The organism is Gloeocapsa sp. PCC 7428 (assembly GCF_000317555.1).
Lineage (GTDB): Bacteria > Cyanobacteriota > Cyanobacteriia > Cyanobacteriales > Chroococcidiopsidaceae > Chroogloeocystis.
Genome location: NC_019745.1, coordinates 3,554,572 through 3,576,234, shown reverse-complemented (window position 1 = coordinate 3,576,234; position 21,663 = coordinate 3,554,572). Strand labels below are relative to the sequence as shown.

18 protein-coding genes, 1 tRNA gene and 1 riboswitch are annotated in these 21,663 nt (G+C 45.3%); of the genes, 11 read left to right on the top strand and 8 right to left on the bottom strand.

From position 1 onward, the window contains the following. Positions 1–112: 112 nt before the first annotated feature. Positions 113–2,653 carry a phosphoenolpyruvate--protein phosphotransferase gene (gene ptsP, locus GLO7428_RS15825; RefSeq protein ID WP_015189578.1) on the bottom strand — a complete coding sequence of 847 codons (2,541 nt, stop codon included), beginning with the start codon at positions 2,651–2,653 and terminating at the stop codon, positions 113–115. 102 nt (positions 2,654–2,755) lie between these two features. Here ptsP and GLO7428_RS15820 point away from each other — a divergent pair, with 102 nt between their 5' ends. Then, positions 2,756–3,328 (top strand): GNAT family N-acetyltransferase, encoded by a 573-nt coding sequence (locus GLO7428_RS15820; protein ID WP_015189577.1) that lies wholly within the window; start codon positions 2,756–2,758, stop codon positions 3,326–3,328. Positions 3,329–3,396: 68 nt separating this feature from the next. Then, positions 3,397–3,756 carry a DUF6464 family protein gene (locus tag GLO7428_RS15815; protein WP_015189576.1) on the top strand — a complete coding sequence of 120 codons (360 nt, stop codon included), beginning with the start codon at positions 3,397–3,399 and terminating at the stop codon, positions 3,754–3,756. Here GLO7428_RS15815 and fmt read toward each other — a convergent pair. Beyond that, positions 3,735–4,745 carry a methionyl-tRNA formyltransferase gene (fmt, locus tag GLO7428_RS15810; protein WP_015189575.1) on the bottom strand — a complete coding sequence of 337 codons (1,011 nt, stop codon included), beginning with the start codon at positions 4,743–4,745 and terminating at the stop codon, positions 3,735–3,737. The two genes, GLO7428_RS15815 and fmt, sit on opposite strands and share 22 nt — an antisense overlap. Positions 4,746–5,052: 307 nt before the next feature. Between fmt and GLO7428_RS15805 the strand changes: the two genes are divergently transcribed. Next, complete coding sequence (locus GLO7428_RS15805; RefSeq protein ID WP_015189574.1) at positions 5,053–5,859, top strand: hypothetical protein; 807 nt, start codon at positions 5,053–5,055, stop codon at positions 5,857–5,859. A gap of 120 nt (positions 5,860–5,979) precedes the next feature. On the opposite strand, the gene GLO7428_RS15800 is transcribed toward GLO7428_RS15805, so the two are convergent. Then, entirely contained in the window at positions 5,980–6,531 is a 552-nt protein-coding gene (locus tag GLO7428_RS15800; RefSeq protein ID WP_015189573.1) for a DUF937 domain-containing protein, read from the bottom strand. A gap of 230 nt (positions 6,532–6,761) precedes the next feature. Between GLO7428_RS15800 and GLO7428_RS27930 the strand changes: the two genes are divergently transcribed. Next, entirely contained in the window at positions 6,762–6,944 is a 183-nt protein-coding gene (locus GLO7428_RS27930) for a hypothetical protein (protein WP_155823754.1), read from the top strand. Between the two features lie 18 nt (positions 6,945–6,962). On the opposite strand, the gene GLO7428_RS15795 is transcribed toward GLO7428_RS27930, so the two are convergent. Then, entirely contained in the window at positions 6,963–7,163 is a 201-nt protein-coding gene (locus GLO7428_RS15795; RefSeq protein ID WP_015189572.1) for a hypothetical protein, read from the bottom strand. Between the two features lie 138 nt (positions 7,164–7,301). After that, positions 7,302–7,440, bottom strand: a riboswitch (cyclic di-AMP (ydaO/yuaA leader). Positions 7,441–7,746: 306 nt separating this feature from the next. Between GLO7428_RS15795 and GLO7428_RS15790 the strand changes: the two genes are divergently transcribed. Next, positions 7,747–9,264 carry a YcjF family protein gene (locus GLO7428_RS15790; protein ID WP_015189571.1) on the top strand — a complete coding sequence of 506 codons (1,518 nt, stop codon included), beginning with the start codon at positions 7,747–7,749 and terminating at the stop codon, positions 9,262–9,264. Positions 9,265–9,317: 53 nt separating this feature from the next. Here the strand turns inward: GLO7428_RS15790 and dhaL are convergent, their stop codons facing one another. The 3 genes from dhaL to GLO7428_RS15775 all read right to left on the bottom strand — a co-directional run bounded on the left by dhaL (position 9,318) and on the right by GLO7428_RS15775 (position 11,635). Continuing rightward, on the bottom strand, positions 9,318–9,956 hold the full coding sequence (gene dhaL, locus GLO7428_RS15785) for a dihydroxyacetone kinase subunit DhaL (protein ID WP_015189570.1): 639 nt from the start codon (positions 9,954–9,956) through the stop codon (positions 9,318–9,320). Positions 9,957–9,958: 2 nt separating this feature from the next. Beyond that, the gene (gene dhaK, locus GLO7428_RS15780) at positions 9,959–11,032 is read right to left on the bottom strand and encodes a dihydroxyacetone kinase subunit DhaK (protein WP_015189569.1); all 1,074 of its coding nucleotides are present in this window, start codon (positions 11,030–11,032) and stop codon (positions 9,959–9,961) included. An 87-nt stretch (positions 11,033–11,119) separates the two neighbouring features. Then, positions 11,120–11,635 carry a hypothetical protein gene (locus GLO7428_RS15775; protein ID WP_015189568.1) on the bottom strand — a complete coding sequence of 172 codons (516 nt, stop codon included), beginning with the start codon at positions 11,633–11,635 and terminating at the stop codon, positions 11,120–11,122. An 88-nt stretch (positions 11,636–11,723) separates the two neighbouring features. On the opposite strand from GLO7428_RS15775, the gene GLO7428_RS15770 reads away from it, so the two are divergent. The 4 genes from GLO7428_RS15770 to GLO7428_RS26090 all read left to right on the top strand — a co-directional run bounded on the left by GLO7428_RS15770 (position 11,724) and on the right by GLO7428_RS26090 (position 17,976). Beyond that, positions 11,724–12,638, top strand: coding sequence for a histone deacetylase (locus GLO7428_RS15770; protein WP_015189567.1), 915 nt, complete (start codon positions 11,724–11,726; stop codon positions 12,636–12,638). Between the two features lie 95 nt (positions 12,639–12,733). Beyond that, positions 12,734–13,885 (top strand): glutamate--cysteine ligase, encoded by a 1,152-nt coding sequence (gshA, locus tag GLO7428_RS15765; RefSeq protein WP_015189566.1) that lies wholly within the window; start codon positions 12,734–12,736, stop codon positions 13,883–13,885. 138 nt (positions 13,886–14,023) lie between these two features. After that, positions 14,024–14,485, top strand: coding sequence for a tRNA (cytidine(34)-2'-O)-methyltransferase (locus GLO7428_RS15760; protein ID WP_015189565.1), 462 nt, complete (start codon positions 14,024–14,026; stop codon positions 14,483–14,485). An 815-nt stretch (positions 14,486–15,300) separates the two neighbouring features. Beyond that, positions 15,301–17,976: a peptidoglycan DD-metalloendopeptidase family protein gene (locus tag GLO7428_RS26090; protein WP_155823752.1), complete on the top strand. Its 2,676-nt coding sequence runs from the start codon at positions 15,301–15,303 to the stop codon at positions 17,974–17,976. 98 nt (positions 17,977–18,074) lie between these two features. Here GLO7428_RS26090 and GLO7428_RS15750 read toward each other — a convergent pair whose 3' ends face one another. Further along, positions 18,075–19,154 (bottom strand): MraY family glycosyltransferase, encoded by a 1,080-nt coding sequence (locus tag GLO7428_RS15750; protein ID WP_015189563.1) that lies wholly within the window; start codon positions 19,152–19,154, stop codon positions 18,075–18,077. Between the two features lie 241 nt (positions 19,155–19,395). On the opposite strand from GLO7428_RS15750, the gene GLO7428_RS15745 reads away from it, so the two are divergent. Together GLO7428_RS15745 and GLO7428_RS15740 are read left to right on the top strand one after the other, a co-directional pair. Continuing rightward, a tRNA-Met gene (locus tag GLO7428_RS15745) sits at positions 19,396–19,469 on the top strand. A 414-nt stretch (positions 19,470–19,883) separates the two neighbouring features. Next, positions 19,884–21,539 carry an ABC transporter substrate-binding protein gene (locus GLO7428_RS15740; protein ID WP_015189562.1) on the top strand — a complete coding sequence of 552 codons (1,656 nt, stop codon included), beginning with the start codon at positions 19,884–19,886 and terminating at the stop codon, positions 21,537–21,539. Positions 21,540–21,663: the final 124 nt, after the last annotated feature.

The window sequence follows — 21,663 nt, the reverse complement described above, 5'->3', positions numbered from 1 at the left end:
ATTTAACTTAGCTATTAAATCGCAATTAAGCTTTCAATAGCAAAATTGCTCGAACTCACCAATTATTATTAATCGTTAGCTCTAATTATAACAGTATTCACTCAAGCGAGTTTTAATGTAATTCGGCTTGATGGTTTATCAAGGCTGAAACTAATGCTCTAACCCCCTGTGCCGAATTTAGAGTCAAAGCCCTTTGCGCGATCGCCTCAGCTTCAACCGCATTTAACTCACTAATCGCGTGTTTAACCATCGGTATTGCTTGCGGATTAAGACTAAGTTCATCTAACCCCAATCCTACTAAAATTGGTATCGCCACAGGATCGGCGGCTAATTCTCCACACAAACCCACCCAAATACCAGAAGAATGCGCAGCTTGCACCGTTTGGCTAATTGAGCGTAACACCGCCGGATGTAAAGCATCCGCAAGCATTGCCACTTGAGAATTCGTGCGATCTGCTGCCATAATATACTGACTTAAATCATTCGTACCGATACTGAAAAAATTGACCTCGGTAGCTAACTGATCGGCGATCGCAACTGCGGACGGAATTTCCACCATAATTCCTACTTGCATTGTCTCATCAAATGGAATATTTGCTTGTCGCAATTGAGTTTGCACTTGGACTAAAAGTGCCTTGGCAGCTTGCACTTCTTGCACAGTCGCAATCATCGGAAACATGATTTTAATCTGATGCCCGTAGCTAGCTCGTAAAATCGCGCGTAACTGCGTTTTAAAGATATCCTGATTTTCCAGACAAAACCGAATACCGCGTTTACCAAGAAAAGGGTTTGATTCTGCGTGTAATCCAAGATATTGCAGTGGTTTATCACCGCCGATATCTAAAGTCCGCACGATTAAAGCGCGACGATCTAAAACTTCAGCGATCGCTTGATAAACTGCGAATTGTTCCTCTTCAGTAGGTGCAGTTGTGCGATTGAGATACAGGAACTCGGTGCGAAGTAACCCGACACCTTCAGCACCATTTTTGATTGCTATTTTCGCATCAGCGACACTACCAATATTCGCCGCGATTGTAATGCGCTTACCGTCGCGCGTGATTGCAGGTTGATGTGCGGTAGCTTGCGCGTGGTGTTGCGCTTGTAATTTAGCTTCGCGTTTAGCTTGTAGTGTTGTTATTGTATCTGTATCAGGTTCTAGCCAAACTCTGCCACTTGCGCCATCAATTGCCAGAAGTGTGCCATTAGCTAGATGTAAAATTGCGGCTGGAACGCCCACAACGGCGGGTATACCAAGACTACGCGCCAGAATTGCTGTGTGTGAAGTTGCACTACCCCGCGTTGTACAGATTCCTAGTACTTTTGTTGTGTCTAACTGCGCGGTGTCAGAAGGAGTTAAATCAGTCGCGACGACGATGCTTGGTTGCGTAAGTTCAATTATTGGCGTTGTGATTCCACACAGCGATCGCAATACTCTTTGTCCTACATCAGTAATATCATTCGCGCGTTCTTGCAAATATGCATCTTCTAAGGTGTCAAAGTTATGCGCTAACTCATCAATCGTACTTTTCCATGCAAATTCTGCATTTTGGTGATGGCTAAAAATTCGCTGGCGTACGGGTTCGAGTAATGCGGGATCTTGTAGCACAAGTAAATGTGCGGTAAAAATCTCCGCCTCATCTCCAAGTTGATTTGCCTGCAATGATTGCAGATCTTGTGTAGCAGTTTGAATCGCGGTTTGTAACCTTTGCCATTCGCTGGCTGTATCCTCAACAATGTATTCTTCAACTTGGACAGATGTCAGACGATATTGAAAAACGGGCGCGATCGCAACTCCCGAAGACGCGGGAATCCCAAGGAGTTCTCCTTCTACAGTCTCACTTGCAGCAATAACTGGCGGTATCAAATCACTGTCATTTTCACCAAAGTTATTTGCAACTAATTCTTGCAACGCAGCTAACGCCGCTTCTGCATCAATTCCCGTCGCAGCGATCGCAATTTCATGTCCCTGACGCACTCCTAATGTCGCAACTTGATTGATACTATCAGCCCTCACAAAGTCTGTATTCCTCGTAACATTTCGTACTTGAATCTGCGCGTGAAACTTAGCTGCTGTTGTCACAAACCTTGCTGCGGGACGTGCGTGTAAACCTAATCGATTAGAAACTGTAAGCTGAATTTGGGCGGTGTGGGAATCAGTTAATGGTTGGTTATTAGACTTGCTGGAGTCGAAGTCCCTCACGTGGCGTGGATTTAGCAGGCTTAGGGATCTATCAGTAATAACATCAATTCCCAGTTGTTCAGCTTTAGCGGTTAATGCGCCACGCGCTTCTGCAATGACTTGTTCAATCGAATTTCCTGATGCGGCTGCAATTGTTGCGGCGATCGCGCCTTCTACAAGCGGTGCTTCGCACAAATAAATCTTCTCGCGCTGTGTTTCTGACAAGAATTCCAACGCCATCTCTGCACTTAATAAAGCACTTCCCAAATCCATTAAGACAATGACACCATCATCGCTATAAACGGACTCAATAGCTTGATAAACTTGCATCGCATCCGTACCGAGTGGATTATCTGGATCGTCAATACCAGCGGCGACAGCTATTGCAACATCACCACTAACCATTTGTGCTGCAAGTTCCCGCACTCCTGCTGCTAGCTGTTTACTGTGAGAGACGATGACAATTCCTATCACTGCAACACCATAATCAGGGGTCAGGGTATTCTAAACTTCTAGAATGTCTTAACTATATCGGCTATTGCTATAAGTATTACAGCCTTAACTTGCGCTTTAAAGATGAAGATTTTTTTAGAAACTGAAAGATTGATTTTGCGACAATTTACCGCAGATGATGTAGATAATTTATTTGAACTTAATAGCGATCCGCAAGTCACTCGTTTAACACCTGACGCAGATCAACCACCAGATTACACAACAATTCAAACGCGAACGATACCACAATACCTTGCTTACTATCAACTCTACGATGGTTATGGTTGCTGGGCTGCTGTTGAAAAGTCAACTCAAGCGTTCATTGGTTGGTTCTACTTGCGTCCAGCCATACACGCAGCTTACTTCAATTGTGCATTCGCCGATCGCGATGATATAGAGCTAGGATATCGCTTGCGCCAAGCAGCTTGGGGAAAAGGTTATGCTACAGAAGGAGCTAAAGCTCTAATTTATAAGGGCTTTTCTGAATTAGAAATGCAACGCGTGTTTACCGTTGCTTTAGCTGTGAACGCACCTTCGATTCGAGTTATGGAAAAAATAGGCTTAAAACGCGAAAAAAGATTGTTCGATGAATTCGGTAACGATCTGGCGATTCACGCACTCAGTCAAGCTGAGTTTGAATCCTTAAGCTTACTCTAAACTTGCCACGCAAGCTGTGCGATCGCGATACCATCCAAATGTAGTTAGCATTACATTGAGCAAAGATTATGGAGCCAGATTCACTACCGACGGAGATTATTCTGACGCACCCACGTCAATCTTTGGGTAGCGTTAAGTTAGATTGGACACCCCAGCCAGGAAATTATCTCGACCTTGAAGGTAAAACTTACGCGGTACTAGAGCGCCGCCATCGCTATCATTTAAGATCGGGGCGCTATCGCTTACATAAAGTTGCAATATACGTGCAGTCAGCGCCACGTCCGAGTGAAAAAAGTCTTGTGGCTGGACGTTGGGTCATTGGTGATGCTAGCTGTCGCTACAATGCGCATTCTGAATTAATTCGCTGTGCGGTTAATCCCGAAGGACCATGCGATCGCTGTCGGTTTTATGAACCTGTTGAAGCGTAACTCCTCAATTTTTCTCCTACTGTTAAACGACTACCGTTAGCAAAATCCCATCCTGATTGCGGACGTTTCCCCGCAAGTTGTACCTGTTGTAATAGTAATAATCCTTCCCCTGTTTGGACAATTGGTCCTATTCCCTTGGCAATGCTGACGACTTCACCAGTCACCGCCGGAGTTGACAAAGAAGATAAAGTGTGCATTAAAAAGCTAAATTCTGGTAGTAACGACCAATAAGCAGCGCCAAGGGGAACCGTCGCAATGATTTTTAACGACTCGTCGCGAAAGTGCGTAACGCAGTTGGGGAAAAAGCCGCGCACTTGGTTATGTAGTGCGATCGCAGATTTTGACCAATCTAAAAGGTAATCGTGCTTTTTAATTAACGGTGCATAAGTCGCTTGCGAGTCATCTTGCGGAATCGGTTGAATTTCTTGGCGTTCCCACTTAAACAGCGTTTCTATCAATAAATCTGCGCCTATTTCAGCAAGTCGTTGCGCTAAATCTTGGGCGTTATCAAGTAGCTGAATCGGTGTATAGGCTTTAAGAAGCATTGCGCCTGTATCCATACCCGCATCCATCAGCATTGTTGTAATACCCGTCTCGGCTTCGCCATGATAGAGACACCACTGAATCGGTGCAGCACCTCGATACTTCGGCAAAATTGAGCCATGCACGTTAATACAACCTCTACGTGGTATATCTAAAATTTCTTGCGAAAGAATTTGCCCATAAGCAACAACAACAAAAACATCAACTGATAATTTTTGTAACTGTGCTAAAACTTCAGCATCTTTCTTAATGCGCTGCGGTTGCCATACAGGAATATGATGTTGCACAGCCAAAGATTTCACTGGCGAAGCACTTAACTGATTACCACGCCCGCGACGTTTATCCGGCTGCGTGACAACCGCAGACACTTCAATCGTTGGATGCTGCAATAATTTTTTTAACGTGGGTACTGCAAAATCAGGAGTCCCAAAAAATACGACTTTCATTCAAGGCGACAAGCTAGGCGACTATCGGCTATCCTACCGCAGAGTTTTGCCAAGGCACAGGTACAAGTGTTGTGACACTTTTATTTGTGAACTTCGATCGAACCAACGCAAGCTGTAGAAAAATTTAATTGAAATAGATCTTCTCAGTTGCCTATTTCTCTTGTTATACCTGAAATAGCATACTGCCACATCGCCTACTTCAGGTGCTTCTGACCTCGCTACTGCCCTACCTAAAACTGTACAAATGCTACAAAACTTCTTCTCAGGATGGTTTTGCCCACAGCCACGCCTTAAGCTGTTAGTGGCTATGCTACTGACGCCAGCGATCGCAGCAACATCAATTCAAGCGGCGTCAGCCCAGTCGTTTGAAGCGATCGCATCTTCGTTAAGTCAATCGTCAGCAGAAGAACAGGCGAGCGATCAGCCATCAGTATCTCTCGATCCGTTAAATAGCCCTTATCCTGTTCCTTGGAATTGGGTAATGAAAACTTACGAAGATATCAGTTCGCAAGAAGGTTCGGGAGTGCGTTACTATCGCAGTCATTCGCTGCTTTCGCCTGATGGTGAGTATGCTGCTTACAGCCGCATTCAAATGCAAGTACAGCCAGAACTCTATCATAGTCAAGTCAGCAGTGTCATGTTTTTAGAAAACTTGCGCACTGGAAAGTTACAAGAAGTCAAAGCGTCATCGCCGTTGGCACTGCATTTGTTGCTACGCGGAAAATCGGCAACTCCAGGAATTATTTCAATTTTGTCTCCCATCGGTTGGTCAAAGTCGAGCGATCGCCTCCTCGCGCGTCAATTTGAAGGTTTCTTTAATACTTCTGATGTGTCTGACTATGCTGTGATTTGGCATCGATACAAAAACCAAACAACAACACTTGCGCCAGCACAAACTTATCACGACCATGCCATGTCAATTCTACTCGGCTGGAGTCAAACTGACCCCGATCGAGTTGTCTTTCGAGTCGGTGAATTAGGTGATGAGCATTGGCAGATGTGGACAGTAGCAGAAAACGGTCAAACAACGCCTGCACCAAGCATAGAACAACCTATTGTTTTCGGACTACGGCAAATGAAACTTTGGGCAGGTGAACAAATTGCTTCTCGATAGTATTACAGAGATCAGCGGTCAGAGTTAAAGTATGGTTATCGTAATAGTTCTAAACTCTCCTATTGTCCTAACCGTCTTGACCACTGCTATAAAAGTTAGTATTGCTAATTGCTCAAGCGATTAAAAACGCGATTGACCAAGGTAACGTCCTGCAAGCTGTATAGCATCAGCAATATCTACCTCGCCATCGCCGTTGGCGTCTAAGAAAGTATCCAATACGGTATTTCGGTTATTAGTTTGAGTATTAGCAACTGGTGCATTTTGTGCGCGGCTGCCGCTTTGCAATAGATTTAGCACAACCGGCACTAAAATAGGTAGCATCTGCACAATCATATTTGGATTCAAACCTGTGCGCTGTGCGGCAAATTGTGCGAGTTGTTGAATTTGACTTTGAGAAAACAACCCAGAAACCGCTTGCGGGTTTGGTGATGCACCGCTGTATTGATTGACAAACGCTTGTGTTTGGTCGTAACCATCTCTAGAACGCTTTTGCTGTAGTCCTGAGCGAACGTAATTACCTACAATCGACATTAACGATTGCATCGTCGATGGATTTGTGTGATAGCTATTGCTTAGCTGCTGTACTGTATTCAGAATGTTAGCTAGCTGTCCAGAACTTGCTTGCTGCGAAGGATTATTGATTGCACCAAGAATTTGGTCAAAAAGTCCCATATGTCTATACTTACATCATGTATGACTTCAATTTTCCCTAGTCAACAAGCTGACGACCTCTAGCTAACAGTAGAAAATTTGCTCAAATCTGCGATAACGTTCTTCCTTACTTTCTCCCTCCTAATTAGGCTACGGTGTACACATAAGTCTAGACTGGCGTCGCTCCAAGCTTTTTCGCCCCCTTGCATCCAACAGAAACAGGCTCAAAAGTCCCCCAAGCTTGGGGAGCCATGGCGAAAGCGGGGGTTCACCCTCAATCCCCACGTAGTGGGGACCCCGAGTCCCCCGTTGTAGGAACTGGCGTGGGTTGGGGGGCGGTTCGCCAGGGACGCGTGCTAGATACCGACTATTTGTGTGTACACGGTAGCCATAATTGGGAAAGAGCGAGAGGGGGCGAGAAGCCGCAAATTTGAATCAGTAATGTACAGACACTACGACTCGGCTTGCATTAAAGATTTTGATCGGAGTCGAATGAGACGGTCAATACAGGCTTGACCATAGCTAATTGCCTCATCAAGCGTCTGAAAACAAAATGGTTCGCTGTAGTGATTTCCTTCTGGATCGGTGTAGTCTACGACGATACCGTTCAATTCTTGCTTTGCAAGTAAGATCCACTGTTTGTAGTAATTCATTATCCTTACCTCTGTTTACGTGTAGCGACGGACGAGGTGGGTCGAAAGGTCAGCAGCTAACCCAAATTATTGGTTAAGGGATACCTGCGAGGAGACCCTTAGGACAATTGCTTATATAAAATATAAAGCTAATGCCACAGGTACTCCTTCCATTGCCTACGAAGTTAGCTGACGGGCTAAGATTGGAAGGTATCTTTCTCATATATAGAGATTCGCCCCGAACTTTGGTTCCTCCGTTCTTCAACGCAAGCGGTAGAAGATTAGGCTACCCACTAAACAACTGATCGCTAGTAGCAAATGGATACTTTATATCCAGGCTAATAACTCATCAGTTATACGTAATATACCGGAATTGCTTTTGTTGCGCAATCGTTTTTGTTGCAAATTGATAGTGTAATACTGTGATACACAAAATTGAGTCAAGCTATAGCCTTAACCGCATCTGACTTTCAGAACTATATTAAATTTTCCTAAAGTTTCAAAACGCCTTGTTGCGATCGCCCTATTCCCCCTGACGCATTCAGGACACCAGCAAGCAGATTAAGATCAAAAGCATCTCCTGCGTTGTAGTGACTCAAAGACAATGCCTTTTCCACGCATCGTAATGCTGCTGATTGCCCTGATTGTTATCGTCGGGCTGTTGCTGTGGCTGTTCGCTAGCTTGTCACAGTTATTATGGCAGTTGTCTTACACTTCGCCGTTCCTGGCGGATGTGCTGCTATTTCTGATTGTTGCCTTGGTTGTCTTGCTGATTGGTGTAGTTATCTACTACATCGCGATTGTCCAACGCGGTGAAAGGCGATCGCGACGACGGGCGCAACGGCAAATTCAAATTCCCGAAGACCGCACGGACGTTGCGGAGGAAAATCTGCGTGCAATCCAACAGCAATTGACACAAATTCAAGACGAAGTGGCGCGTCAAGCGTTACTCGCGCGATCGCAGGAAATTGAAGCAAGTTTATCGCGTGGTGCGTTGCGAGTCGTTGTCTTTGGGACAGGTTCAGCGGGCAAAACTTCGCTCGTGAATGCGATCTTTGGGCGAATTGTCGGACAAGTCGCCGCCCCAATGGGAACAACACAGGAAGGACAAACTTACAGCTTGCGGCTCAAAGGCATGGAACGCCGGATTTTGATTACGGATACGCCAGGAATTTTAGAAGCAGGAGTCGCCGGAACAGAACGCGAAAGACTCGCACGACAATTAGCTACCGAAGCTGACTTATTGTTGTTTGTTGTAGATAACGATTTACGGCGTTCGGAATACGAACCGTTGCAGACTTTGGCAGAAATTGGCAAGCGATCGCTTTTAGTTTTGAATAAAACCGATTTATACGCCGACGTAGACCGCGAAACAATCCTCGCCCAACTGCGCGAACGAGTTAAAAATTTTATTGCACCGACGGATATTGTGGCGATCGCCGCGAATCCGCAACCTGTCGCGTTAGAAAATGGCGAAATCTTTCAGCCGGAACCCGATATTATGCCGTTACTGCGCCGCATGGCTGCGGTTTTACGTAATGAGGGTGAAGATTTAGTCGCAGACAATATCTTACTGCAATCGCAACGACTTAGTGAAGAAGCACGGCAAATTATTGATGCTCAGCGGCGTCGTCAAGCGGATAAGGTTGTAGACCGTTTTCAATGGATTAGTGCTGGTGTTGTAACAGTAACGCCGTTACCAGGTGTTGATTTACTCGCCACCGCTGCGGTGAATGCGCAAATGGTTGTCGAAATCGGGAGAATCTACGGCAGCGATTTGAATTTAGAACGCGGTAAAGAGTTGGCACTTTCTTTAGCAAAAACGCTTGCAAGTTTGGGGATTGTCAAAGGGGCGATTCAACTGTTATCAACAGCACTACAATTTCATGTTGCGACGTTTGTCGTTGGTCGGGCAATTCAAGGGGTGACGGCTGCGTATTTGACGCGAATTGCAGGTAAAAGTTTTATCGAGTATTTTCGTCACGATCAAGATTGGGGGGACGGTGGAATTACTGAGGTAGTACAGCGTCAATTTGAACTTAACCGCCGCGATGAGTTTATCAAAGCTTTCGTGCAAGAAGCGATCGCGCGTGTGATTAAACCGCTGAAAGTTGATTCGTAACGAGTATTGCTGCTCATTGGTAATTGGTAACGGGTAATGGTTTTGTCTAGCTGCTAATCACTTGTCATGTCGAGTACTTCAGATAAAGTTTGTAGCATTAAATACACTGATGTTGCCCCAGGATCTTGATGATTGATACTGCGATCGCCTAAGTAGCTTGCGCGCCCTTTTTTTGCCAGCATGGGGATCGTTGCTTGCATTCCTTGTTCGGCGGCGGTTGTTGCGTGTTGTATCGCTTCTGAGGTTGTTTTTCCTTGGTTAATAGCTTGTGTAAAAATTGTAACCGCAGGAGATAGCGCGTCAATCATTGTTTTATCACCGAGTTGCGCTTTGCCGCGTTGTAACACGCCGTCTAAGCCTGCTTGTAGTAGACTGACCATGTCTTCATTCGATAATTCTTGTTTTCCGGTGACTGCGGTACTAGCGCGTAAAAAGAAGGTGCCATACAATGGACCACTCGCACCACCGACACTAGAAATAAGTGTCATACTCACTGTTTTCAAAATACCGCTGATATCTTGCGCTGCAAGGTTAGGTAACTGACTTGCGACTTTTTGAAACCCACGATCCATATTGATACCATGATCTGCATCACCGATCGCCGCGTCGAGTTGCGTCAAGTATTCTTTATTTTGTGCGATCGCATCTGCGAATTGCTCTAACCATTGGAGAATTTGCTCTTTTGTTACCATTATTAAATTCCCCAGCGCCAGCTAGCTGTTTTTACAGGTGCATCCCAGAGGCGAATCATTTCATCGTCTAACCTCAGCAGTGTAATCGAACACCCTTGCATATCTAGCGATGTGACGTAAGAACCAACTAAATTTCGGACAATTTGCCATCCTTGCTGCGCGCATAGATCGGCAAGTTGGCGATAAACAATGTACAGTTCAGCCAGCGGCGTACCACCCATACCGTTGACAAAAGCTAAAAGGCGATCGCCCTTTTCCCATTCAGGATCGGTTAATTGCACGTCAACAAATCCTCCTTTGCTTTCATCCCACTCGCGGACTGTGCGAGTATAGGCAATATCCTCAAAAATTGACATTGCCAGCATCTCAGTAATCTCATCCGCCGACTTAATCGTCATTCTTTCGCGCCCTGGTTCGCCGTGAATTCCAATTCCCATTTCAATTTCGTCAGCACCTAATTCAAACGTCGGCTTCATGATTGCGGGTACAGTACAAGAAGTTAAGGCGACTCCTATACTTCGCCCATTGAGATTAACTCGGCGACACAAATCGGCAGTGTCGGCTAAATCATATCCTTGTTCTGCCGCCGCACCACAAATTTTTTCGGCTAGTACCGTTGTTCCTACACCCCGCCGCCCTTGCGTGTACAAACTGTCTTTGACGGCAACATCATCATCGATTAAAATACTCAAAACTCGCAGATCTTCAGCACGCGCTAACTCGGTTGCCATCTCGAAGTTCATGACATCGCCGCTATAGTTTTTGACGATATAAAGAATTCCTGCACCACCATCAACTTGTTTTGCTGCTGCTAGCATTTGATCGGGCGTTGGCGAAGTAAAAACTTCACCAGGACAAGCAGCATCCAACATTCCCCTACCAACAAACCCTGCGTGCATTGGTTCGTGTCCGCTACCACCACCTGAAATGAGCGCAACTTTTCCTTGTACAGGTGCATCTGCACGATAGACAAACGTAGGCTCAAATTGTACTTTTAATAGATCAGGATGCGCCTTTGCCATTCCTATTAAACTCTCACGGACAAAATCTTCCGGTCGATTGATGAGTTTTTTCATTGTAGTGACTTCTGACAATGTAGCTTTGAGGCTGGTAATCGGTAATGGGTATCTATCCGTCAAACAAGAGGACAAATCAAAACTCTTTTAGGGTAATTGTTCTTTTAGTTGGCTAAGACTATCAGGATTGAGCGTAATTTTGACTTCTAGTTGTTGGTGATTATCTCGTAATGTGAGGATGTGGTTTTCGCCAACACGACGGTACAGCCAGTGCGGATTTTTGACTTCAATTGTTTCATAGTTTACCTCGCGTAAAGCTACACGGATAACGAGTTGTTTTTGCGATTGCGGGAAAATATATAACTGCTGTAGGTGTGTATCGAGTACCAACTGATGCGGTGTCGTGTTACGTGTTTGCGATGTATCAGGTTTTTGCCAGTAAAGCGTGATACCGCGAATTTCAGGATTTTTGATTTCAAAAACTTCATCAAAGCGTTGTGGTTCCCAGTCAAGTTGATCGACATCGCCAGTTTGGGGAATCATCCGCTGTGCCAGCGTAACTTGTTTATTTGCTAAGCTTGACCACCATTGTTGAATCACTGCAAAATTGTCAAGATTATCTGGTTTAGAGTTACCTTGCTGCCAAAGTATTTTACCTTCCATATGTCTTATCTCAGTTGCGATCGCTTCTCTTTAGCAGAATACTTGATGCATGATTAGCTAAGGGCTAAAAGCTAATCGCTCGCTAAAGATGGATTTACCAATTATTTACCACCCTGACTACGTAGCACCTCTACCCGAAGGTCATCGCTTTCCGATGCCTAAGTTTAGCCGACTCTATGAATTACTCATAGCAGATGGTGTAGCACATCCTGCACAATTTCATACTCCCGTACAACCACCATCCGAATGGATCACATTAGTTCATACTCCAGATTACTTTCAAGCATATTGTACAGGGACACTCGATCCTAAAGCGCAACGCCGGATTGGCTTACCTTGGAGTTCGGCGTTAGTCAAGCGCACGTGTATTGCTGTCGGGGGAACAATTCTGACTGCAAAATTAGCCCTCAGTCACGGTTTAGCATGCAATACTGCGGGTGGAACGCATCATGCTTTTCCAAGTTATGGTTCGGGTTTTTGTATTTTTAACGATTTGGCGATCGCCGCGCGCGTTTTACAACAGTTGCAACTCGTCAAAAAAGTATTGATTGTAGATTTGGATGTGCATCAAGGTGACGGGACAGCGTATATTTTTCAAGAGGATGCGAGTGTTTTTACGTTTTCGATGCACTGCGAGGTCAATTTTCCAGGAACTAAACAAAAAAGTGACTTGGATGTTCCTTTACCTGTAGGGATGGAAGACGATGCTTATTTGCAAACGTTAGCGAATTACTTACCCGATTTACTTTCTCATGTTAAGCCAGATCTTGTGTTATACGATGCAGGTGTCGATCCGCACGCAGGCGATCGCTTGGGTAAATTAGCTTTAACTGACGCTGGCATTTATCGCCGCGAAATGCAAGTCTTAAGTACCTGTGTCAGTCGCGGTTATCCGGTAGCTTGTGTGATTGGTGGTGGTTATGCGGATGACTTTAACAGTTTAGTTTATCGCCATTCTTTACTGCACCGCGCCGCGAGTGAAGTTTATCGGCATTATCGCTAAGCGCAGTTCGGATGCTAACCTCTTGACGGATGCGTCGCAATAATTACAGATTTACACTGTAAGGTGTAAAAATATATCCAATTTGAGGAAATACCGTGCTGCTATCCAAAGGTTTTGAAGTCGAGATGTACACTGGTACGCCCCAGGGTGATATTGTCGGTCTTTCAGACCAAATTGTAGCCGGTATAGATGGGTTTGTCCGCGAACCAGATAGCCGTAATGTGGAATACACAACGCCTCCACTAACGAAGTATGAAGATCTTCTGTGTTCTTTACTACGTCCTCGCTTGCGGTTACGCGAATATTTACAAAAATTAGGAAACTATACTTTAATACCTGGAAGTACGCTGGCTTTGGGTGGAAGCGATCGCTTCTTTCGTTCCGATCCAAGCAACCCGTATCACGACTATATCGAACAAACTTACGGTACCAAAGTTGTTACCGCTAGCGTTCACATCAATATTGGTATTGCAGATCCAGAGACATTGATGCGTGCGTGTCGTTTGGTACGCGTAGAAGCTCCATTGTATCTCGCACTCAGCGCCGCATCTCCCTTTATCGATAGCAAAGCCACAGGCTATCATTCAACGCGCTGGGGATTATTTCCGCAAACTCCTACATATGTACCTTTATTTGAAAGCCACGCGCATCATATTCGGTGGGTAGAAGAACAGTTAGCAGCAGGAACGATGCAAAATGTCCGCCACTTATGGGTGTCAGTACGACCAAATGGCGATCGGCGTCCGTATAACCTAAATCGTTTAGAATTACGCATTTGCGACCTTGTTAGCGATCCTATTAGTCTACTCGCGATCGCCGCTTTGCTTGAAGCACGTCTTTTACAACTGATTGCCGATCCGAGTCTCGATCCCCTCGAAACCAGTACTATACCTGCAACAAATCGCCCAGAGGAACTGATTGCGATTACCGCTGCAAATGAAGCGGCGGCGGCACAGTATAGTTTAGATGCGCGTTTGACGCATTGGCAAGATGGTAGAAGTATTTTGGCACGCGATTGGATTGCAGAAATTTACCAAGATGTTTGGGCGATCGCGAAGCAAAGTGGCTTTAACTGCTTTCTTTCCCCTGTCCAAAAAATTCTTCGCGAAGGAAACGAAGCCCAGCAGTGGTTGCAGCTTTGTAGTTATGGTTTCAGTGTCCAGCAAATTATGACGCAAGCAAGCCTCGCGATGCGCGAACGCGAAAGCGAACTCGAAGCTGAACTATGTTCTCCTGTAGCAGCTTGAGTTGAATTGTTGAGAAGATTCAAAATATTTAATCAGTGTGATTGGGTATACTAACATTAAAAAAAACTATAAGTTGACTTTAGGTGCATCCTGGCTGGAACAGACAATTTATGATGTTTGCAGTCCGATCAAGATCACATGCCTCAGATTGTCTTAGTTCATCCTCAAATTCCGCCGAATACTGGAAATATTGCTCGTACCTGCGCTGCAACCGAAACCGAGTTACACTTAGTTGGTCCACTAGGTTTTGAGATTAGCGATCGCTATCTCAAACGTGCCGGATTAGATTACTGGCCTTATGTCAACTTGCACTCTCATGAATCAATTGCTACTTTTCAGTCTTACTACAAACAACGGGGCGGACGCACAATTGGTTTTAGCGTGAGGGGAAGTGACAACTATGCAGCTTTCCAATTTCAAGCTGACGACTGGTTGTTATTCGGTAGTGAAACGACAGGTTTACCGCCTGATATGCTGGCAGAATGTACTGCTACGGTGTATATTCCTATGCCACATCCCAAGGTGCGGAGCTTAAATCTCTCTGTCAGCGTTGCGATCGGTTTATTTGAAGCTCGACGTCAACTAGGATATCTTGTATGAATTGTTGTTTTTACACTCAGCAAAGTAGTCAAGACGACAAGTTTGATGACTAAGTGCATTTTTAGACGCGTGTCAATCCGCAATAAAGTTAAAATTTAGCCTGCGCTTACTGAGAAGTCGAAGTGATTGTAAGCGCAGGTATTTTTTTGTATTTCTCTATTGTTACTAGCATAAATTTATACAAAGTATTTTATTAAAAATTTGTGAGGCTATCGCCTCGCGCAAAATGTACTTCGGTTAAAGCATGATAAGAAATTTTTATATTAAAAAAGATTTTTTAGGAGAAGAAAGCGATAGATTTTACTCATTCTAAATTGGCTAAATCTGTCATGTCTTTGGGGATCAAATCTGATTAAACCGAGTACAATCGACAAGCTAAGCTATTTGGCTAGATTTAACGATCTTCAACATTAGCTAAAGGAGGCAAAAGTTAACTTACAGCAGGATGACGACGACATAGCACAGCCGCATAACGACTTTGGGTATGCGTACTCTGCCAAAAATTTAGAAAAAAGGTTAAGTACATAACAACTGCGATCGCTTGTATGAAGGACAATGGCAGCCGCGATTTACTACCATTCGTTAGTAGAAAAAATCAATACCCATTTTTTCAGGTATGCGCTTGGCGACAAGATTCAGCACAGTGTAAGGAGTTGATGTAAACTTGTCTAAATTAAAATTGCCTAGTAATCTTGCTTAAGTATGTTTGCTGAATCTGAGGTGAATCTATCGAAAGTAGTAGCCTAATTCATTGACTAGTAATAAACTCGATAAATCGAGATCAGGTAAGCCCTATTGCTCATAGGAGGTCATTTTTGAAACGAGCATGGATGAAGAAGGTTAAGGCTGTTCCTGCTAGCGCCAAAAGCAAAGCAGCTGTGGAGGAGCAATTGAAGCCCGTTCAGCCCAAGGTCAAACGGCGAGTGCGCACTTCGGTCGCGATGATGGCGATCGCAATTTCAATGGGAGGACCCAACCTTTTACTGACTCGACACGATCGCACTCCAGCAGCTGAGATCCCGCAGGGTGAAGAACCAGCTGCTATACCAGTTTCGACGACAACTTCGTCTACTCAAGCAGCGTCGATTGTGGTAGAAGTTGCGCCAGCGCCAGCCACTACGTCTGTAACCCCTGCGAGTCCTCCTTCGCCGGATACAGTGCAAATCAATACAACGCAGCAGACAACGCCAATTCGAGTAGAACAAGAACAACGGCAAAAGCCAACGCTGGCGATGGATGCGAGTCCGAAAAAATATACCGCACCAAAAGCAGTAGCGCCACGCCGCGTCGAAACGACGACAAATGATTCGACACAAATCAGTACGAGTAAAGTACGGGCTGCACAGCGCCAAGATCGCTTAGTACAACAACTCAAATCAGCCAACAAAGTAGACGCACTCAACAAATCGAGTGGCGTTCCTCTTGACGCATCAACACAGCCAGTTAGCAGTAGAAACAACCAACAGCAAGAACCGACAGCACCAGCAGCAACTAAACAAAAGTTGCTGGTCAATCGCTTAAAGCAACAATCGAACCACTCAAAAAACAGTTCGGCGGAGTTGCGGTCTGAGGAGTTCAATACGCGTACAGCTATTCAAGCAACACCACAATCGCCCAGTACGGTTGTGACGCAGCCAAGCAATCTTTTAGTTACCCCATACGTCGAAACGGCTAGACGCGAAGCATCAACGAATAACAGCACAAGCGAGTTAAATCAACCTGTAGCAACTGCACCTCAACAGCCTAGCTACGAATCTAACCAAAATCAACTGGTACAGCGATTGCGTACAGCGCAGCGTCCGATGCGATCGCAGCCAGAAAGTACGCGTAATCAAAACGTTATTGTAGAAACTCAAGTTCCATCAGTAGCGATCAATCCACCGCAAATTTCAACTCCAAGTTTAGATCCACTTAATAAAATTACGTCTCCTACTGTTATTGGAACGCAAGTAACACCAACCGAAGATGTCCGCGATAACAGCGTCGTGGTCGATATTAAAGAATCTTTAGCAACACCACTCGCCGTGACTCCTGATGCGTCACAGCAACAAGTGCAGGCAGAAATTGTCGATGGACAACAGCAAATTGACCGCACTCAACTGCCAATGACATCAGTAGAATTTGGAATTGCTAACGTTCCATATACGATTCCTAGTCCTACACAAGATGCTGCAACTCAAGAAGCAGAAACGACAACACCACAAACCGCAGAAAACCAAAGTATAATTGCGGAGCGTACGCAGCCAAAAACGCTCGAACCAGAAACCGTTTTTGTTATTTCTGAAGTACCTGAAGACACCAACAAAGCCAGCGTCCAAGTCGCATCGCTAGCAACAGAATATCAGGTAAAACCAGGAGATACACTAACCGCGATCGCGCGCGCGCATGATGTTGCATTAGATGAACTTGTCAGTGCGAACCAAATCGCCAATCCTGACCAACTACAAATTAACCAAAGCATTACGATACCGACTTCGGTATATCACGGTGCAGTTGCTCAAAATATCGATGTCAGCGATCGCCCTCAACAACAAAACAGAGCAACAATTTCTGCACAACCCCATGTATCGATTATTCCTGATAGCCGTGAAGCCTCAGCAGCTACATTTGTTGCTTATAACAACCCTTCAACGAATACGGCCGTACAAGAACCAACAGTAGCAACGCTTGGCGTGGGTGGTAGTCTCTCAAATGAGGAACCACTTGATCCACCAAATCTGTATGTCCAAGGCTTACAGGCAGAAATTCAACAACTGCGTCAAAAGTACAACACTCCCACAGCTAATTCTGCCGAGCAAACCGTTGAAGCTCCAATTAAAGTAAACACTAAGCTTACTGCTACTCCAGCCAAGCCCAAATCGGTGGCGTCCGTTGTTACTCAAACCCGTTCTCGTAAAGTAGCTTCTGAACCGGTTAACCCAGAGTTTCGTGTCGCTCAAGCAAATACCTCAGGTTCCGGCACAATTAAAGCTCGATTAGCAACTGCACCGACAAACGTCGATCCCACCGAAGCATTGCAATCGCTCCGAGGAAGGCAAGTCTCTCCAGAATTGCCACCGCTGGGTGCAGCAGATATGTATTTGCCTAAACCAGGATCGTCAGCACCATTCACAGGCTATATTTGGCCTGCAAAAGGCGTTCTCTCTTCTGGTTATGGCTGGCGCTGGGGAAGAATGCACCGAGGAATCGATGTAGCAGCACCAGTGGGAACTCCTATTTTTGCAGCGGCTTCTGGTGTGATTGTGCGCGCTGGTTGGAATTCTGGTGGTTATGGCAACTTGGTAGATATCAGACACCCTGATGGTTCACTGACTCGTTATGCTCATAACAACCGCATCTTAGTCCGTGCAGGGCAAGAAGTCGAACAAGGTCAACACATTGCTGAGATGGGAAGCACTGGTTTTAGTACCGGTCCTCACCTCCATTTTGAAGTGCATCCCGCAGGTAAAGGAGCCGTTAATCCGATCGCTTTGTTACCTCGTCGCCGTTAGTCATTGAGTCGCCTCAAATTAGCAGGGAATAGGGAAGGGATATTGAGTTCCTTTCCCTATTCATTTAATGGTCTAGCTGAGAGAGTACGGTCTTAGAATCAGAGCGATCGCATTCTACGCCAAATTGTAAAGCTCAGTAGTGCGATAATACTAGCGATCGTGACTAGCGCGGGGATCGCACTCATTCCCTGTAGCTGCATGGCGAGCCAATTCGAGACAATTGTGCCCGTCCACAGTGTCAGCGCTGTATGTCTTTGAGAAAAGCCCCAAGCAAGTAATCGATGGTGCAAATGGTCTTTACCAGGGTTACTTAGAGGATTTTTACCTGCCATCAAGCGCAGTACAAAGACTTGAGTTGTATCGATTACTGGTAACAGCAGAAATAAAACGGGTGGTACTAGCGCAAATACTGTAGTTACTTTGAGATTACCTAAAATCGTTGTTGCTGCTAAGACATATCCAAAAAAATAGGCTCCGGCATCGCCCATAATAATCCGTGAAGGATGGAAGTTGTGCCGCAAAAATCCTAGTGCGCCTCCTCCTAATGCAGCGAGTAGTAACGTTGCAGCTGCCCGCGTTTCAAATTGCGCAGACACCGCCAGCAAACTCATCGCGGTAATAAAGCTAACTCCCCCAGCCAAGCCATCCATTCCATCCATCAAGTTAATGGCATTGGTAATTCCGACCACCCACAGCACGGTAAGACATATCGCAAGTAGCGAGTCAACCGGAGTCCCTAACGGTGCTTCAATTTTGATACCACTGCTGATGAGTAGCAGGGCTGTCAGAATTTGAGTAAATAACCGTACCCAGGGTGGTAAGCCAAATTGGTCATCAATAAAGCCGACAAGGACTAAGATCGATCCTCCCAGTAAGATGGTCAGTACTTCCGCAAGGACACCTTCAATCACGATCGGGCGTAACAGCGTCGCCAGGACTAATGCAGCTAGAACTCCGAAATAAATTACCAAACCTCCGGCGTTGGGCAAAGGTTCGCGATTGAGTCGCCTTTCATTAGGTTGGTCTGCCCAACCAACTTGTAATGCAAACGAACGCACGGGCGGAGTCAACCGCCAGGTGACTACCCAAGCTAATAAAAAGGTAAAGATCACCGCTAGCCAGCCAGTTCCACTAGGATTGGCAATGCCGAGCGATTGAAGGAATCCGTACAGGTTCATCTGTTAATTCAACCCTTACTGGGAATGATGACATCAAGCATTATTGCTACATAAATGAATATGCTACTGCGTTAGGGAAATTTCGTCGCTGATATAAATCAGGGAAAAAACTAGGAAATCTCACATTTTTATGACTCAATAGCTGTCTTTATGCACAAATCGTGATGTTTCTATTTAATTGAAGCAAAACTAGCGATCGCGGATAGTGTATGCTATATTTATAAATCGTTGTCTAATACTTGGCTCAGTAGCTCAGTTGGTCAGAGCAGGGGACTCATAAGCCCAAGGTCGAGTGTTCAAATCACTCCTGAGCCATTTTGTAATTATCTATTGTTGGGTACACAGTGCAGCGATCGCACCCCATACCTAAACTTTCCTAAACTTTTTTGTGTTTCAAATCACAACTCCTCTTTAATGTTAGCTATGTCATGCAGATCTTTGGAGGAGACAGCCTTAGCTTTTCTAAAAAACTTGTCAAATCTGGTTTTTCAAGTATAGTTTTTGGGGAAATAAAGCATCAAAGCAAGGCAATAACAGCAGTTTCAGCAATACTCTATTTAGCTAAACGCATATAGATTTCATTTTCCAGGACTGAAAAAGCTGCTCGCGACATCGTTATTTTGTGAGAATAAATGGTTTCGCACTATACATCATCATTCGTTTTATTTCGCAATGATGAATATCGCACTTTTATAAATTTTTGGGCACTGTTGAGATCTAAGGTAATTAATGTTTTGGCAATTTAAATCAAGAAAAGAGACAGCGCGATTGCGCGGAGCGCAGCGGCAAAGGCGATCGCTACTAGGTGCAGCATTAACAGCACTTTTAGTTAGTGCCTGTGGTAACAATCAGCAAACTGCTACGAGTCCATCGCCAGGAACTGCAACTTCACCCACCGAGGGAGGAACATTAGTTTGGGCGCGTTATGGAGATGCCGATTCGCTCGACCCGCATCGCACGACAACAACGCTATCGTGGCAAATTTTTGACCAGATTTACGATACATTATTGGCATTTAATGACAGTGGCGAGATAGTACCTAACCTTGCTAGCGAGTGGCAAGTTAGTGATGATGGTAGAGAAGTCACTTTTGTTCTTAATGAAAGAATTACGTGTCACGATGGTACGCCCTTTGATGCAAATGATGTGAAATATACTGCCGATCGCGCAATCAACGCCCAGAATCCTAGCGTCACGCGCGGTGCATGGGGACCAATTGAATCTGTCGATGTTGTTAACCCCCAGACTGTCCGATTTAGATTTCAAACTCCGTTTGCGGCATTTGTCTCCTTTATGGCAGATCCATTTGCAAGTATGATTTGCGACAGCAATCAAGAGTTTGGCGATCAATTTGGCGTATCGCGGGCAGTGGGTACAGGTCCTTGGCAGCTTGTGAGTTGGACGCGCGGCGACGAAATTGTGTTAGACAAGAACCCTGACTACGTTCGCTATGGTCGCCCAGTGCAAAACGAGGGTGCGCCGTATTTAGATCGGCTTGTGGTGCGGCAAATTCCCGAAGCGCAAACGCGGCTTGCTGGTTTACAAACAGGGGAAGTGCAGCTAATCGTTAATCCACCCCTCGATGATTTGGATGCGGTGCGCAATGATGCCAATTTGGAGTTACACGTTGCGGAGAATACCGGACAAAACTTTTTCTTTGAGTTCACAGTTTCGCGTCCGCCGTTTAATGATATCCGCGCGCGTCAAGCTGTAGCTCATGCGATCGATGTTGATGCGGCGCTGCGAGTTGCTTTTGATGAAGGATTAGTTCAACGCGAACGCTGTCCGATCAGTCGCGGGGTATTTGGTAACGATCAAGAGTTTTGCGCAAAGTACGGCTACGAACATAATCCCGATCGCGCCCGACAACTGTTGTCTGAAATGGGTTATGGTGCGAATCGACCGATGGAAGTGATTTTGATGACTTCGACGGGTGACAACCGCGAACGTATGGTACAAGTTTTTCAAAGTCAATTGGCGCAAGTCGGGATTAACGCCAAAATTGAAACGATGGACATTGGTACGCTCAATGCTCGCGTTAAACAAGAAAATGAAAGAACTTCTGGGATTAGTACGTTTGACATGATGGATTGGGCATGGTTCGATCCGGATATTCTTTATCAACTTTGGCATTCGCCTGGGGCGTACAGCGGCTATCAATCGCCAGAATTGGATAAATTATTGGAGCGAACGCGCACGACGGTTGATGCAACTCAGCGGCGAGAAGCTGTTAATGATGTAATGGAATATTTGCTGTCGAATGCTGTACACATTCCACTGTATACACCAGGATCGTTGTGGGTTTATGCGACGCGATCGCAGGTGCAAGGCTTTAAGATTGGTCCTTTTAATCGACCTGTGTTTAATGATGTGAGGCTGCAATAGATACATTTTGAATGGGGGCTTTTTGGAACGAATCACAAAGGCGCATAGACGCCCTACGGGCGTTTTCTCGTAGAGTAGGTCGCAAAGAGAAGAGATGGGGAGTTGCAATTTTGAGGAGTTTTAT

Excerpts from the sequence above, each read along its gene's own strand:
- GLO7428_RS27930 (WP_155823754.1), top strand. The coding sequence starts at position 6,762 with ATGGCGAAAGCGGGGGTTCACCCTCAATCCCCACGTAGTGGGGACCCC.
- dhaK (WP_015189569.1), bottom strand. The coding sequence starts at position 11,032 with ATGAAAAAACTCATCAATCGACCGGAAGATTTTGTCCGTGAGAGTTTA.
- dhaL (WP_015189570.1), bottom strand. The coding sequence starts at position 9,956 with ATGGTAACAAAAGAGCAAATTCTCCAATGGTTAGAGCAATTCGCAGAT.
- GLO7428_RS15775 (WP_015189568.1), bottom strand. The coding sequence starts at position 11,635 with ATGGAAGGTAAAATACTTTGGCAGCAAGGTAACTCTAAACCAGATAAT.
- GLO7428_RS15795 (WP_015189572.1), bottom strand. The coding sequence starts at position 7,163 with ATGAATTACTACAAACAGTGGATCTTACTTGCAAAGCAAGAATTGAAC.
- GLO7428_RS15820 (WP_015189577.1), top strand. The coding sequence starts at position 2,756 with ATGAAGATTTTTTTAGAAACTGAAAGATTGATTTTGCGACAATTTACC.
- GLO7428_RS15815 (WP_015189576.1), top strand. The coding sequence starts at position 3,397 with ATGGAGCCAGATTCACTACCGACGGAGATTATTCTGACGCACCCACGT.
- GLO7428_RS15800 (WP_015189573.1), bottom strand. The coding sequence starts at position 6,531 with ATGGGACTTTTTGACCAAATTCTTGGTGCAATCAATAATCCTTCGCAG.
- GLO7428_RS15750 (WP_015189563.1), bottom strand. The coding sequence starts at position 19,154 with ATGAACCTGTACGGATTCCTTCAATCGCTCGGCATTGCCAATCCTAGT.
- GLO7428_RS15770 (WP_015189567.1), top strand. The coding sequence starts at position 11,724 with ATGGATTTACCAATTATTTACCACCCTGACTACGTAGCACCTCTACCC.
- GLO7428_RS15740 (WP_015189562.1), top strand. The coding sequence starts at position 19,884 with ATGTTTTGGCAATTTAAATCAAGAAAAGAGACAGCGCGATTGCGCGGA.
- GLO7428_RS15790 (WP_015189571.1), top strand. The coding sequence starts at position 7,747 with ATGCCTTTTCCACGCATCGTAATGCTGCTGATTGCCCTGATTGTTATC.
- fmt (WP_015189575.1), bottom strand. The coding sequence starts at position 4,745 with ATGAAAGTCGTATTTTTTGGGACTCCTGATTTTGCAGTACCCACGTTA.
- GLO7428_RS15805 (WP_015189574.1), top strand. The coding sequence starts at position 5,053 with ATGCTACTGACGCCAGCGATCGCAGCAACATCAATTCAAGCGGCGTCA.
- GLO7428_RS15760 (WP_015189565.1), top strand. The coding sequence starts at position 14,024 with ATGCCTCAGATTGTCTTAGTTCATCCTCAAATTCCGCCGAATACTGGA.